General features: G+C 56.5%; 12 protein-coding genes. 2 read left to right on the top strand and 10 right to left on the bottom strand.

Annotation, left to right across the window (positions count from 1 at the left end):
- Both M7R55_RS04940 and M7R55_RS04935 read right to left on the bottom strand, forming a co-directional pair.
- Positions 1-566: homoserine kinase (locus tag M7R55_RS04940; protein WP_298219050.1), on the bottom strand; the 566-nt coding region annotated here is incomplete at its 3' end.
- Between the two features lie 135 nt (positions 567-701).
- Positions 702-1421: a TIGR00730 family Rossman fold protein gene (locus M7R55_RS04935; protein WP_298219049.1), complete on the bottom strand. Its 720-nt coding sequence runs from the start codon at positions 1419-1421 to the stop codon at positions 702-704.
- Positions 1422-1570: 149 nt separating this feature from the next.
- On the opposite strand from M7R55_RS04935, the gene polA reads away from it, so the two are divergent.
- Positions 1571-4378: a DNA polymerase I gene (polA, locus tag M7R55_RS04930; protein ID WP_298219046.1), complete on the top strand. Its 2808-nt coding sequence runs from the start codon at positions 1571-1573 to the stop codon at positions 4376-4378.
- Positions 4379-4594: 216 nt separating this feature from the next.
- Here the strand turns inward: polA and M7R55_RS04925 are convergent, their stop codons facing one another.
- The 3 genes from M7R55_RS04925 to M7R55_RS04915 all read right to left on the bottom strand — a co-directional run bounded on the left by M7R55_RS04925 (position 4595) and on the right by M7R55_RS04915 (position 8174).
- Complete coding sequence (locus M7R55_RS04925) at positions 4595-7201, bottom strand: EAL domain-containing protein (protein WP_298219044.1); 2607 nt, start codon at positions 7199-7201, stop codon at positions 4595-4597.
- 89 nt (positions 7202-7290) lie between these two features.
- Entirely contained in the window at positions 7291-7767 is a 477-nt protein-coding gene (locus M7R55_RS04920; protein ID WP_298219043.1) for an HIT domain-containing protein, read from the bottom strand.
- Positions 7764-8174, bottom strand: coding sequence for an OmpA family protein (locus tag M7R55_RS04915; RefSeq protein WP_298219052.1), 411 nt, complete (start codon positions 8172-8174; stop codon positions 7764-7766). The genes M7R55_RS04920 and M7R55_RS04915 overlap by 4 nt, the downstream gene beginning before the upstream one ends.
- A gap of 166 nt (positions 8175-8340) precedes the next feature.
- Here M7R55_RS04915 and M7R55_RS04910 point away from each other — a divergent pair, with 166 nt between their 5' ends.
- Complete coding sequence (locus tag M7R55_RS04910; protein ID WP_298219041.1) at positions 8341-9147, top strand: TatD family hydrolase; 807 nt, start codon at positions 8341-8343, stop codon at positions 9145-9147.
- A 58-nt stretch (positions 9148-9205) separates the two neighbouring features.
- Here the strand turns inward: M7R55_RS04910 and folE2 are convergent, their stop codons facing one another.
- The 5 genes from folE2 to M7R55_RS04885 all read right to left on the bottom strand — a co-directional run bounded on the left by folE2 (position 9206) and on the right by M7R55_RS04885 (position 13740).
- A complete protein-coding gene (gene folE2 / locus M7R55_RS04905; RefSeq protein WP_298219039.1) occupies positions 9206-9997 on the bottom strand; it encodes a GTP cyclohydrolase FolE2 in 792 nt (263 codons plus the stop codon).
- Between the two features lie 105 nt (positions 9998-10102).
- Entirely contained in the window at positions 10103-10561 is a 459-nt protein-coding gene (gene queD / locus M7R55_RS04900) for a 6-carboxytetrahydropterin synthase QueD (protein WP_298219038.1), read from the bottom strand.
- Positions 10558-12489 (bottom strand): 1-deoxy-D-xylulose-5-phosphate synthase, encoded by a 1932-nt coding sequence (dxs, locus tag M7R55_RS04895; protein WP_298219037.1) that lies wholly within the window; start codon positions 12487-12489, stop codon positions 10558-10560. Before dxs ends, queD begins: the two co-directional genes overlap by 4 nt.
- Entirely contained in the window at positions 12489-13418 is a 930-nt protein-coding gene (locus M7R55_RS04890) for a polyprenyl synthetase family protein (protein WP_298219036.1), read from the bottom strand. Before M7R55_RS04890 ends, dxs begins: the two co-directional genes overlap by 1 nt.
- Positions 13411-13740: an exodeoxyribonuclease VII small subunit gene (locus M7R55_RS04885; protein ID WP_298219034.1), complete on the bottom strand. Its 330-nt coding sequence runs from the start codon at positions 13738-13740 to the stop codon at positions 13411-13413. Before M7R55_RS04885 ends, M7R55_RS04890 begins: the two co-directional genes overlap by 8 nt.
- Positions 13741-13847 lie beyond the last annotated feature (107 nt).

The following is a 13847-nucleotide window of genomic DNA, read 5'->3' as shown; positions in this document are numbered from 1 at the left end:
GCACCTTGCGGCAGATGGTCGCGCGGGTGGTTTTGCTGAAAGCCGAGCTCGTCTTTAAGCAGGGCGACGGTTTCGCCTTCCATGTCTTTGGCAAGATGTGCCGCCAGGATTGCACCGGTTTGTTGCAACCACGGCAACGCTCGATCGGGTGCGCGGTAGCCGCCAAAACCTGGGCAGGCACGATGCATCCGTCCGAGTGCTGCACCCATCGTGCGGCATTCTTCGGTATTGGGATGTTCCAGCGATCCGCCCGTCAGGCGGCGGACAAGTGCAGCGGGTTTACCATTGAGTTCGCCGAGATAGGAGCCGCTTTTGCTGCACATCGGGTGGGCGGTTGGAATGTCATGCTCGGCCAGATACGCCATCAGGTCGAGGAAGTAGTGCAGTTCATCCGGTTGATGATGCTCGAACAGCGTCAGCACCAGCGCGTACCGATCGGTGGTGACGAAGTAGTTGGTGTTCTCGATACCCGCCGCGATCCCCGCGAAGGAAACAAGCTGACCGCAATCGAATTGCGTCAGGAATTGATTTAGTTGATATTTGTGTACTGTGGTGAAAACCGACATGGTCTTTCGTTCCGGTCTTGGGGTCTTTGCGAGACGTTGACGCGTCGAGTTCGACGGTTCCTTGGTTTTGCGGGCAGCGTATGCGAAAACCGCCCGCGTGAAAAATGGTTTCTTTGATTCGTCCTATTCCGTCGCTTACAGATCGAGCAGTTTCTTCTGTTCTTCGGCGGTCGCGCCCAGGTTTCGGTTGCGGTAGAAATCGAAAATGGTATTGACCACGGTTTGTGGCTCATCACAAACGGTCATCAGATCCATGTCACCCTCGCCAATGGTGCCCTCGGTCAACAGTGTCTGTTTGAACCAATCCAGCAGGCCGCTCCAGAACGCTGTGCCCACCAGAATGATGGGAATGCGGCGGGACTTTCCTGTTTGTACCAGGGTGAGAATCTCCGCCATTTCATCCAGCGTGCCGAAGCCACCCGGCATGACGACATAGGCGGATGCGTACTTGACGAACATGACCTTGCGCGCAAAAAAATGCTGAAAATGAAGGGAAATATCCTGATAAGGATTGTCGTGCTGTTCGTGCGGCAGGGTGATATTCAAACCGACACTCGGCGCACCGCCTTCCTTCGCGCCCTTGTTCGCGGCCTCCATGATGCCGGGGCCGCCACCAGAAACGACCGCGAAACCGCCATCCGATAGAAGCCGGGCGATTTCGACCGTGAGCAGGTAATGGGGGTGGTCGGGCGGAAAACGGGCAGAGCCGAAAATAGTGACCGCAGGTTCGATGCTGTCCAGCGTTTCATAGCCCTGCACGAACTCGGCCATGATCTGGAAAATTTTCCACGATTCGAGGCTCAGTCGTTCGCTTTTATCGAGGCGGGAGGGGTGATTGGGTATTTTAGGACTCATGCGTGGATGTCATCTGGTGTGTTTAGCTGGTTTGCTTATTTGTAGCCCGGTTCAATGAGCAGTCTCGGGCGAATCGCCCGTGGCAGCAGCCTATGCCCAAGAGCATGTGGCATAGTACCGACCTTGAAGCCAAATTTCGATGACCAACCATGAATGATCTCTTTTCCTCGCAAGTTGCCTCTGTGGCCGAGCCCGCCTCGCCAGCGCCATCCAGTCCGCTGATTCTGGTGGATGGCAGTTCGTTCCTGTTCCGCGCCTTTCATGCGCTGCCGCCTCTGACGGCACCGGATGGCACACCGACGGGTGCGATTCACGGCGTGATCAATATGTTGCTGAAACTTCGGCGAGAGGAAAATCCCGAGCGCATGGCCGTGGTTTTCGATGCGCCCGGTCCTACCTTCCGCGACAAGATCTATCCTGCCTACAAAGCACAGCGCCCGCCCTTGCCAGACGACCTGCGCGTGCAGATCGAGCCGGTGCATGAACTGGTGCGTGCGCTGGGTTTCCCCTTGTTATGCGTTCCGGGCGTGGAAGCGGATGATGTGATCGGAACCCTGATGCATCAGGCGCGGCAGAAAGGCGAATCGGTGCTGGTGGCGACCGCCGACAAGGACTTCGCGCAGTTGGTGACCGAGGGTATTCGTCTGGTCAATACCATGAGCAACACGGTGCTGGATGAAGCGGCCATCGAGGCGAAATACGGCATTACCGCTGCTCAGTTCATCGATTACCTCACGCTGGTCGGCGATACTGTCGACAACATCCCCGGTGTGCCGAGATGCGGCCCGAAAACAGCCGCCAAATGGCTCAACGAATGGCAATCGCTGGATAACCTGATGGCCCATGCCGATCAGATCAAGGGCAAAGTGGGCGAGGCATTGCGGGCGGCCCGTGATTTTCTGCCCATTGGCCGGGATCTGGTGACGATTCGTACCGATTGCGACTTGCCCATTTCCTTGAGCGATCTTGCCGTGCAGGCCCCGGATGTCGACAAGGTTCTGGCGCTGGCGGAGCGGTTCGGGCTCAATACGCTACGCAGGCAGTTTTCACCAGCGCCTTCGGACCCAGCTTCCGATCCTGCACCCGGGCAGGATGCCAAGCGAACTTCTTCGGATGATGGGCAATTGGCTCTGAATGATCTGCCGATGTACGAGACCATCCTGACGGACGCGGACTGGCAGCGTTGGCTGGAACAAATCAAAAACGCGGACAAGAAAACACAATGGGTGGCCTTCGATACCGAAACCGATGCACTGGATTTGTTCGATGGCCGGATCGTCGGGGTTTCGTTTTCGATTGAAGACAATCACGCGGCTTATGTGCCGCTGGCGCACAACTATCCCGGCGCACCGGCGCAACTGGATCGGGACACGGTGCTGGCCGATCTCAAGCCCTGGCTCGAAGACGCATCCCGTATCAAGGTGATGCAGAACGCCAAGTTTGACACCCACATGTTGGCCAATCATGGCATCACGCTGCGTGGCGTGAAATTCGACACGATGCTCGAATCCTATGTGCTGGATTCTACCGCCACACGGCATGACATGGATTCACTGGCGGCAAAATACCTCGGGCGTTCGACCATCACCTTCGAAGATATTGCCGGTAAAGGCGCAAAGGCATTGAGCTTCCCCGAGATTCACCTTGAGCAGGCCGGCCCTTATGCGGCTGAGGATGCGGATGTTACCCGGCAATTGCAGCTGTGCCTCTGGGCGAAACTCTCCGCCGAGCCTGGTTTGCGGTCTGTGTACGAAAACATCGAGCAACCGCTGATTGAAGTTCTGGTGGCCATGGAGCGCGCGGGGGTGCGGGTGGATCGTAACGAGCTTGCAATTCAGGGTAAAGCCATCGGTGAGCGGATTGCCGCGGTGGAGCAGGTCGCGTTCAAGGCGGCCGGGCGCGAATTCAATCTGGGATCGACCAAACAACTCAAGGAATTGTTGTTCGATGAACTCAAACTGCCCGTGGGCAAAAAGACGCCAAAAGGCGAGCCGTCGACCGACGAAGAGGCGCTTGGCGAGCTGGTAGGTAGCCATCCCTTGCCCGCATTGATTCTCGATTACCGTGGGCTGACAAAGCTCAAATCAACCTATATCGACCGATTGCCCGAAGACATCCATGCCCATACCGTACGGGTACACAGTGCCTTTCATCAAGCAGTGACCGCGACCGGGCGGCTTTCTTCATCCAATCCGAACCTGCAAAATATCCCGATTCGCAGTGAAGAAGGGCGGCGGATCAGGCAGGCATTTGTCGCCGATCCGGGGTACAAACTCATTTCAGCAGACTATTCGCAGATCGAATTGCGCATCATGGCGCATCTGTCCGAGGATGAGCGTCTGTGCTCGGCCTTTGCCGCCGGAGAAGATATTCACCGTGCCACAGCGGCGGAGGTGTTTGGAGTCAAGGAAGCCGAAGTGTCGGACAATCAGCGCCGTGCGGCCAAAGCCATTAATTTCGGTTTGATTTATGGCATGTCTGCCTTTGGCCTGGCCAAGCAGCTTGATGTCTCACGTGGCGAGGCACAGGCCTATATCGATCTGTATTTTGCCCGCTATCCCGGCGTGGCGAAGTACATGGAGCGGATGCGGCAACAGGCGCGTCAAATGGGCTATGTGGAAACCGTATTCGGTCGCCGCCTGTATTTGCCGGAGATTCACAGCCGCAACGGGCAGCGACGCCAATACGCCGAGCGTACCGCCATCAACGCGCCGATGCAGGGTACGGCCGCGGACATCATCAAGATAGCGATGATCGCCTTGCATAAGCTGTTGGTGGTGACCGGGCGAGCCCGGATGATTTTGCAGGTGCATGATGAATTGATCTTCGAGGTGCCCGAGTCTGACGTCGCCGAGATCGTGCCGATCATCCGCGCACAGATGACAGGGGCTGCAAAACTGAATGTGCCGCTTGAGGTAGGTATGGGGGTTGGTAAAAGTTGGGCCGAAGCGCATTAGTTTATTGTTTCACTCTTGGCGGTGAACAGTCCGAACCCTACTCAATCTAAGGAACTTCGAAAAACCCCCTTGATGGGATTTCTCGAAGACGTTCATTGCAGGGAACCTGCACGAACTCGCGTATTTTCAATCGCTTAGCGATTGATTTGAGTGCCGCATCCGCCTTGGTTGGCTTCGGTCATGGATGACCGAAGGATACGAAAACAGGATGCGCGGCTAATTGAATGCCTGCAGCTCGTTGTCTTCAGGAGCCGTTTTCGGTTTGGATACGCGCAAATCCGGAACATCATATAGATGAGGTTTGCCTTTTAGGAACAAACCTTCCCAAAAGTCTTCATTTTGCCCTTGATCGAACACAAATCCTTGAATACTCATTCTTACATTAAATTGTTTCAGCAGAATCAATTGCTCTGTTGTCTCTACTCCCTCAACCACAATATCGAGTTCCAGTGATTCGGCCATCGCGAAAATGGACTTGAGGAGTTTGCGTGCTTCGGCACTTTGACTAATAGGATCGATAAATTTCTTGTCGATTTTGATCTTGGAAACGGGCAGCGTGCTCAGATAGGCCAAGGAAGAATAGCCGGTACCGAAGTCATCGATAGCAATAGTGAAGCCTTGCATGGCCAAGCGATGCAGTTGGTCTGACATCAGGTCTGGATCGCTGCCAAAACTGCTCTCAGTAACCTCAAGCGTGATCGATGAAAGGGGTAAACCTGTCTGTTTGGCGGCGGTGGATAGTCGCTCGTCAATTTTATCGATTAACAGCAGTCGTGGCGGTAAATTAATCGATACCGAAAATGTATCCTGTGTTTGTCGCTGCCATTCGCGAATTCGGGTGGCTCCCAAGACAAAGGCCCATTCCGTGATGCGAACAATCGTATCGCTTTCCTCAGCGAGCGGGATAAATTCAGATGGGGAAACCCATTCGCCACCATGGCGCCAGCGCATTAACACCTCAAAACCGCTAATGTGCCCGTTTGCCAGTGAAACCTGAGGTTGGTAGTCCAGGCGAAGCTCGCGATTGCTCAAAGCCTGCCCCAAAGCTTGTTGTAACATGAACCGTCGCTGTGCAAGGTCATGAGCCTGTGCGCCTTGCATATAGAGTCGATCACCACCTTCTGATCTTGCCATCGATAAGGCGATTAGGCTGGTTTTAATTAGGACATCAATCGTTTCACCATCGTTGGGATAGGTGCTGGTTCCTGCGCTGACTTTTAGTGTGATTTGGTAGCCGTTAATGTGCAGCGGCTCGCGAGTCGCGGCCAATGTACGTTCAATGAATTCGCGGAGTTCTTCTTTCTGCTTGTGTTCATCTTTTGGCATCCAGTAGAAGGCGAATTCATCACCATCGATATGGGCCAGCACCGCACTTGCGGGCAACAGGGCAGCAAGTGCCCGCCCGATTTCGACAAGGACTTGATCGCCATCATGATGACCCAATGCATCATTGATGGACCTGAAATTGTCGATACCGATCAGAACAATGCTGAACGGCAAGTTTGGATGCTTCGCTATCCGTTTCTCGCCCTGTGCAATGAAGTAGTGTCGGTTGAACAGCCCGGTTACTGTGTCCTGTTCGGCGAGGAAACGCATTTTTGCTTCACGCGCCCGAATTTCCGTGTGGTCATTGAGTACGAAAATCACATGGCCCCGGCCTTCACGCGCCTCGCCCATGAGCTTGATCGAGATCATTGCTGTGATGGTGGGGGCATTTTCCGGGGTGAAATCCACCTCGCCAGACCAGTAACCCTGCTCCAGTACCTGACGCCAAAGCGGTTCGAGCACGGCGGCATCATGTCCTAGCAGGAATTCGAGCAGGGGTTTGGCCGCCAGTTGTTTCTCCGTGCTGTGCAGCATCTCCTGAGCCACCGCGTTGGCCCGGGTCACGTAGCCTGAAATATCGGTCAGGAGAACGGCTTCCTGCACGTTTTCAAACACCGAAGCGGTCAGTGCGAGCTGCTGTTCCGCCTTGCGACGGCTCAGGGTTTCCTGGTCGTGTTTCTTCAGGATGGCTTTCAGTTGCTCGCGTGAGTCGGAAAGCGTGATCAATGTTGTCCGGAAATGCTGTACGGCCCGGGCCAGACGACCGATCTGATCGTGACGTTTTTGTTGAGGCAAGGCCGCGGTGGCCTCACCGTCAATCAATCGTTCTGTAATATCGGCCAACTGCTTGATCTGGTGGTTGAAGTACCACAGCGCTGTCATCATGAGTGCGATCTGCAACACGATAAACAGGATCAACAGGGTTTGGTACTGGCTGCTCAGCAATTTGGTCGAACCGCGCAACAGAGTCATGGTGTTCTCCAGATTCTGATTGGCGGCGTTGATTAACGCACCGAAATCATCCACCAGGATGCGGCTTCGTTCATTGCGTAACTGGCTTTGTATGTCTTTGACTTCGGCGGGCGTAGCGGATGCTGTTGCCGTGGCGGCATTGATCAATGCTTGCGCCTGCTGATCGATGCTTTTTGAAAGGGCCATAACCTGTGAGCCCGCAGCTTCACGCAGAAAGGCCAGTGCGGTATCTGTACGGATGGCCGCTGCAACCTGCTGAAGCGCGAGTACCTGATCGCGTACGTCGACGCGCTTACCCGCCGAAAACTGGCTAGTGATATGCTCAATCTCTGCGCTGGTGGCGGCAAAGGATTTCCGTAATATCTCAATGGTTTTACTGGATTCCACAAAACCGGAACTGGCACGCTGAAACGACTGGTAGTTATTGGTGGCCAGTATATTGAGATAGAAAACCAAACCCAAGCTCAAGGCAACCTGCAGGCCGAGAAACATCAGGAATTGGAGCGATAAAGGCACGATGCGCATAACCGGTTGTCCTTATGGGTCTTACGACTGATCGATTCTGTTGGAGCGAGGCAAGTATGGGTGTCGCCGCCATCGCCCGCTGCGTAAGGTCAATGAGGTGAGTTTCGCCGAGAGTGGATTTTGAGTCCAGCGGCGATTGCGTTTGCCCGGGTCAGTCGATCGAGTGGCTTGTAGTTCCGGCGAGTGCCGTGTCCCCAGACAACATCCGGCCAAGCTGCATCATTGCTGAAACGGGCGACGCAGTGAATGTGCAATTGGTCCACCCGGTTGCCGATCGTGGCGAAGTTGATGCGAATGGGGTTAAATATCTGCTGCAAAACGTGTTGGGCTTCGTGCACCTCATCGAGCACCTGATGAGCGATGTCCTGCGGCATGTCCAACCATTGTGTGAGCCCGGCGATGCGCGGTATCAGCATAATCCAGGGGAAGCGGGCATCGTCGAGCAGGCGTACGGCGCAGATGGGCAGTTCTGTGACCGGTATGGAATCGGCCAGCAGTTGAGGATGTAGTTTCCAGGCAGCGTCGGAGGTGCCGCTGGCGAGGGGCTTGTCTGTCTGCTGAATCATGGGGGTTTTCCTTGCTGGCTTGCAGGCTGGTTTGTGGATGTGGGTTTGGTCCCCGCTATAACTTTGGACAACATGCTGGCGGGCAGTTGTAATTCCAGATCGGACCGACAAATTTCCGCTCGACCGCTGGCCGTGTCGTTAGAGGCGATCGGATGCGTGTCGGCAAAGCCAATGGCCGAAAGCCGCTCCGGTTGAACGCCACTGGCGATCAGTGCTTGTACCACAGCCGCCGCCCGCGCGGCAGAGAGTTCCCAATTATAGGGAAATTGCAGAGTATGAACAGGCATGTTGTCTGTGTGTTCCTGAACGGCGATGGGATAATCTCGCGCCTTGAGGCGGTCAGCCAAACGTTTGAGCAATTGCATCCCGGCAGCCGAGAGCGCCGAATTACCCGAGGCAAAGAGGATATTGTCCTTAACGCGAAAATTAACGCGCCCTTTACAGTGCTCTCATTTCAAGTACTCACGGATCACAGGGTTGTTCCCTAACATCTGCAGAATACTCGATTTATTGAGCCGAATGTGTGGAGGGTGCCGGTGTGATGGTTTCAATAGAGATCAGGGCTGGTATTTGATGTTCGATACACATTGTCACCTTGAAGATCTGGTTGCATCACGATCATTGGCCGACGTGGTGGCGAGTATGCGACAGGCAGGCGTTGATGGCCTGCTTTGCGTGGGTGTCGCCCCCGATCAGTGGGGAAAACAGAACGAAGTGGCGCAGATGGCCCGGAACCTCGGGGTTTCGGTTGGTCTGGCGTATGGCGTGCATCCCTGGTGGGCGGATCGGCTCGAACCGAGCGCCGCGCTGAAGGCTTTAGCGAGCTGGATTGAACAGGAAGGCGACCGGGTGCTGGCCATCGGTGAAATCGGGTTGGATTTTGCACCCAATATGCCAGATTCGGAACGCCAGACCGAACTCTTTCTCGGGCAGGTGACTATCGCCTTGCAGCACAGGCTGCCGGTGATTCTGCATGAGCGCAAATCCGCGGATAAGTTACTGTCCGTCATCCGGCGCCATCCTGCGCTTCGGGGCGTCGTGCATGGATTTACAGGTTCGTTGCAGCAGGCCCGGCAGTTGATCGAACAGGGGTTTTATCTCGGTGTCGGCGCGGCAATCACCCATCCGCGCGCCACGCGTATGCGGACCATGTTAAGCGCTTTGCCCGTTGAGGCATTGCTGCTCGAATCCGATGCGCCGAACCAGCCCGGACATGCTCACCGGGGCGATGCGAATGAACCCGCCTTTATTGTCGAGCAGCTCGATGTGCTTGCCGAATTGTTTGCGATGGACGTACATGCGCTTGCGGAACGGCTGGATGCCAACGCGGAGGATCTGTTCGGCGATCGTCTGCAACCGGGGGCGTTGAGTGGCCGATAGCCGCAAGTGCCGCGACAAAGACTAGGGACTCCTCGAAAACCTATCGAGAAGCCCGCGATTATGATCCGAGGCGATCGATCACAGCCCAAGCCGAGTGGTTGTGAATCGACTCGAAGTTTTCCACGGTGACGCGGTAGCCGGCGAGGCCGGGGTAATCAGCCAGAGTCCCCGCCACATCACGGATCATGTCTTCGACGAACTTGGGGTGATCGAAGGCATACTCGGTAATGTATTTTTCATCCGGGCGCTTGAGCAGCCCCCAAAGCGCGCAGGAGCCCTGATCCTCAATCTTGCCGATCAGGTCGGTGATTGACAGATTCGGATCCTTCACGCGCGCGGTAATTGTCACGTGCGAGCGCTGGTTGTGCGCGCCATAAGTTGAAATTTCCTTGGAGCAAGGGCACAGGCTGGTGACGGGGACGATGAGCTCAATCCGGGTTTCGACCTGTCCTTGAGCGTCCAGATGACCACTCAGGCTCAGTTGATAGTCCATCAGTGCTTTCTGGCCGCTGACGGGCGCGGATTTTTCGACGAAGAACGGCATGTTGAAGTGCGCATCGGCGGTATTCGCGTGCAGTAATTCAGCCATGCGGCGTGTCCAGTCAGGCAGGGTGGCTAGAGACAAAACCAGTGGCTCGGCATTCAACAGCGCGACAAACCGGGACATGTGCGTGCCCTTTTTATCGGCGGGCAGAGCGACGGTCAGTTCGCATTCGGCTATCGTCACTTGACGATGATCGCCATCAACCACGGTGAGCGGATGCCGGATGGCCTTGATGCCTACACGGTCGATCACGATATTGCGTGGATCGAATGAAGATTGCACATCAGGCATGGCGCTCTGGGTCATGGGAGAAGATTCCTGTCAGATTCGTAAAGTGAAGACTATGGAGATAAAGGATAGCAAACGTGTCAAGAGCTCGTGTCGGCAACGGCGGGTTGGATCACATCTGGCTTAGGCACGGTAGGTGACGGCGGAATAATCGTTTTCCCATACCGTAATGGCACTCACGCGGGCGTAGGGCTGGTTGAGCATCCGGCTCAACTCCACAAAGAACCAGACGGCAATGTGTTCGGCGGTCGGGTTGATCCGGTCAAACGGTTCGATCTGGTTCAGAAACTGGTGATCCAGGGTCTTGGCCGCTTCCCGCGCGGCTTTTTTCATGGCCTTGAAATCGACAACCATGCCGACGTCATCGAGCTTTTGGCCGGTTACTTCGACGATGATCTTCCAGTTATGGCCGTGTAATCGCGCGCAGTTACCCTCGTAGCCGTGCAATTGATGTGCGGCGGCGAAATCCACGGTGACCGTGAGGCAAAACTGCCCTTTTGATGCGGCTAACTGATTGTTTACGCGATCAAAAATCGGTTCAAGTGCGGCTGTTGATGCGTCCATTAGGTCGATCATATTCATGCGGGCAGTACCTGCCGTAAAAAATCCGACATCGTACTGTTTAGACTACGTTCGTCAAGTCCGCAATCGGCAAGGCATTCTCCACGAGTTCCGTGCTCGATGAACGTGTCGGGCAGCGCCATGTGTTTGACCGGTGTGAACAGGCCCAGTTCGGTCGTGTGCGCAATCATGCTGGCGCCGATACCGCTCAGTTTGCTGCCTTCTTCAATAATCATCCAGGCGGCGTGTTCCTGAATCAGCGGCAGCAGGGCGGGCCAGTCGACGGGTTTGGCCCAGCGCAGGTCAACCACGGTGGCCGCCAGATCGGCGCTGGCTTGCAATGCCGTTTGTACCTTGGAGCCCAGCGCGATGACCAGCAGGCTGCGCCGGGGATCTTCTGCCCGTCGCCGGATGCGTAGCCCGAGCGGGGTGCGCGCGGCTTCGCCACCGAGATCGGCCGGACACTCGCCGCGAGGATAGCGCACGAGCACGGGCGTGTCGGCAGCAATGCCCCAATCCAGTGAGGCACGAAGATCGGCGGCATCGGCGGGCACGGCGATTTTCAGATTCGGCACGGCCTGTCCGAAGGCAAGGTCGAAGCTGCCTGCATGGGTTGCGCCATCCGGCCCGACCAGTCCGGCCCGATCCACGGCGAACAGTACCGGCAGGTTCTGCAGCGCGATATCGTGAATGACCTGATCCCAGGCGCGCTGCAGGAAGGTGGAGTAAATGGCGACGACAGGTCGCATGCCTTCTGCCGCAAGACCACCGGCGAAGGTGACGGCGTGTTGCTCGGCTATGCCGACATCGAAGCAGCGCTGCGGATGACGCGCGACAAAACCGGCCAGGCCGGAGCCTTCGATCATGGCGGGCGTAATCACGACGACCGACGGATCGCTGTCTTGCGTATCGAGCCAGTCGCCAAATGCCATTGTCCAGGTTTTGGGTAGCGGTGTTTTGTGAGCCGTGCTTTGGCTGACGGATTGCGGTTCGAGCTTGATTACTTTTTTCGGATCGAATTTGCCGACGCCGTGATAACGGACCGGGTCGAGTTCCGCCGGGTTGAATCCTCGCCCTTTTTGAGTGACAACGTGCAGCAAGCGCGGACCGGTCTGGCGCCGGAGGTTCTCCAGCGTGTCGACAAGCAGCGGCAGGTCGTGGCCGTCGATGGGGCCGAAGTAGGCAAAGCCCAACTCTTCGAACAGGCTGGTGACGCCCAGCAAGTGTTTCATGCCATCGCGCAAGCCGACGCGGGTGGTATTGAGGATTTCACCCAAGGGTCCGGTTTGAGACAGCAGGTTCTGCCCACCCTGACGCAATTTGTTCACGACCGGATTGCTGCGAAGTCGGGTGAGGTGCTGATTGAGCGCGCCGACGTTCCTGGAGATGCTCATTTCATTATCGTTGAGCACGACCAGCAGATTCGCCTTCATGTCGCCCGCATGGTTGAGGGCTTCGAAGGCCTGCCCGGCCGTGAGCGCGCCGTCACCGATCACCGCGACGGCATGGTGATCCTCGCCGCGCAATTTGGCCGCCACTGCCATGCCGAGCGCGGCACTGATCGAGGTGCTGGAATGCCCGGCGCCAAAGGAATCGAAATCACTTTCCGCACGGCGTGTGAAACCGGATATGCCATCCCGCGTACGCAGTCCGGACATGGCTTCGCGGCGCCCCGTGAGCATCTTGTGTCCATAGCTCTGGTGACCGACGTCCCAGATCAGTCGATCATCGGGCGTGTTGAAAACGTAATGCAGCGCGATGGTCAGTTCGATGACGCCGAGATTGGCCGCCAAGTGACCACCCGTCTGCGCGACGCGCTCGATCAGTTCGGCGCGCAACTGGGCGGCGAGCTGGACAAGTTGCCGCTTCGGCAAGCGGCGCAGGTCGGCCGGTTGGTCGATCAGATCGAGCAGGTTGAAATCGGTCGGTTCGTTGGGCACGTGACTCATCAATGATCCCGCAGCAAAACAAAGCGGGCGCAGGCGCGCAGGCCACAGGCACGTGCGCCCATGGGTTCGAGGGCATTGAGCGCATCACTCATGGTTGCGTTCAGATGGGCGCGTGCTGCATCCAGCCCCAGCACCGTCACGTACGAGTATTTGTGGTCGGCTGCATCTTTGCCAGGTGTTTTGCCCAGTTGTTCTGCGGTGCCGGTGGCATCAAGGATGTCGTCCTGAATCTGGAAGGCGAGCCCGAGCGGGCGAATGAACGCTTCCAGCGCTGCGCGATCTTCGGCTGAGCATCCACTCGCCCCCATCATCAGTGCGGCATACAACAAGGCGCCGGTTTTCAGTTCGTGCATCCGGGTGAGTTCAGCCAGTGCTGGAATCTGCGCAGGTGGGTTCAAATCAAGCTGCTGACCGAACACCATCCGGTTCGCGCCGGTACTGAGCAGTGAAACCCAGTGTAGACGGGTCTCAACATCTGTTTTTGGCGCATCTGCAAGCAGACTGAATGCCAGTGACTGCAGCGCATCACCAGCCAGAATGGCGGTGGCTTCATCAAAAGCACGATGTACGGTGGGTTTGCCCCGGCGCAGATCGTCGTTGTCCATGCTTGGCAGGTCGTCATGGATGAGCGAGTAGCCGTGGATCAACTCAATGGCGACGGCTACATTCCATAACTGTTCGAGCCGAGGATCGTTCGGATCGGGAAGGCCGCCGGGCGTGCTATCCAGACTGGCACCCAGAATCACCAGCATCGGACGCAGCCGCTTGCCACCGTCGATGACGGCGTGGCCGATGGCATCTTTCAACCGCTGCGGGGATTCGCCCAGAGTATCGTCCAGCCGTTGTTTGAGCCGGATTTCAAATGCTGCCTGAAAGTCCCGCTGCCACGATTGGAATGTGACATTGTCGAGCGTGAGGTGATCAAACATCGAAGAAGGCATCGGCTGGCGGCAGGTCGGGCTGTGTTTTTGGGCTGTCTTTCTTGCCGTTTTTCTTCGGTGATTCTTCCTCGTCGGACTGCATGAGCGCTTCAATACGCTGTTCTGCGGCCTTGAGCGCCTGTTCGCACTGCCGGGCCAGAAGGGCTCCGCGCTCGTAATCGGCCAAGGATTGCTCCAGTGAGGTTTCACCCTGTTCCAGTCGAGCAACGATCTGTTCCAGTTCGCTCATGCTGCGTTCGTATTGAGCGATCACATCCGGATTCCCGGCTTCAATCGTGTGCGCGGCGGTCGAGGTTTTGCGGACGGCCATGAGAATCTCGCTGCTGGTCGATGATAGAGGATCGGCAATTATAGCTGCCAACCGGGTGGACGTTAAGGAACCTCTGAATAATTCCTTGATTGTTATAAGGCAGATAT

Source organism: Halothiobacillus sp. (genome assembly GCF_027346185.1).
GTDB lineage: Bacteria > Pseudomonadota > Gammaproteobacteria > Halothiobacillales > Halothiobacillaceae > Halothiobacillus.
Note: the sequence above shows the minus strand (reverse complement) of the source record. Positions and strands in the feature narration are given on the sequence as shown.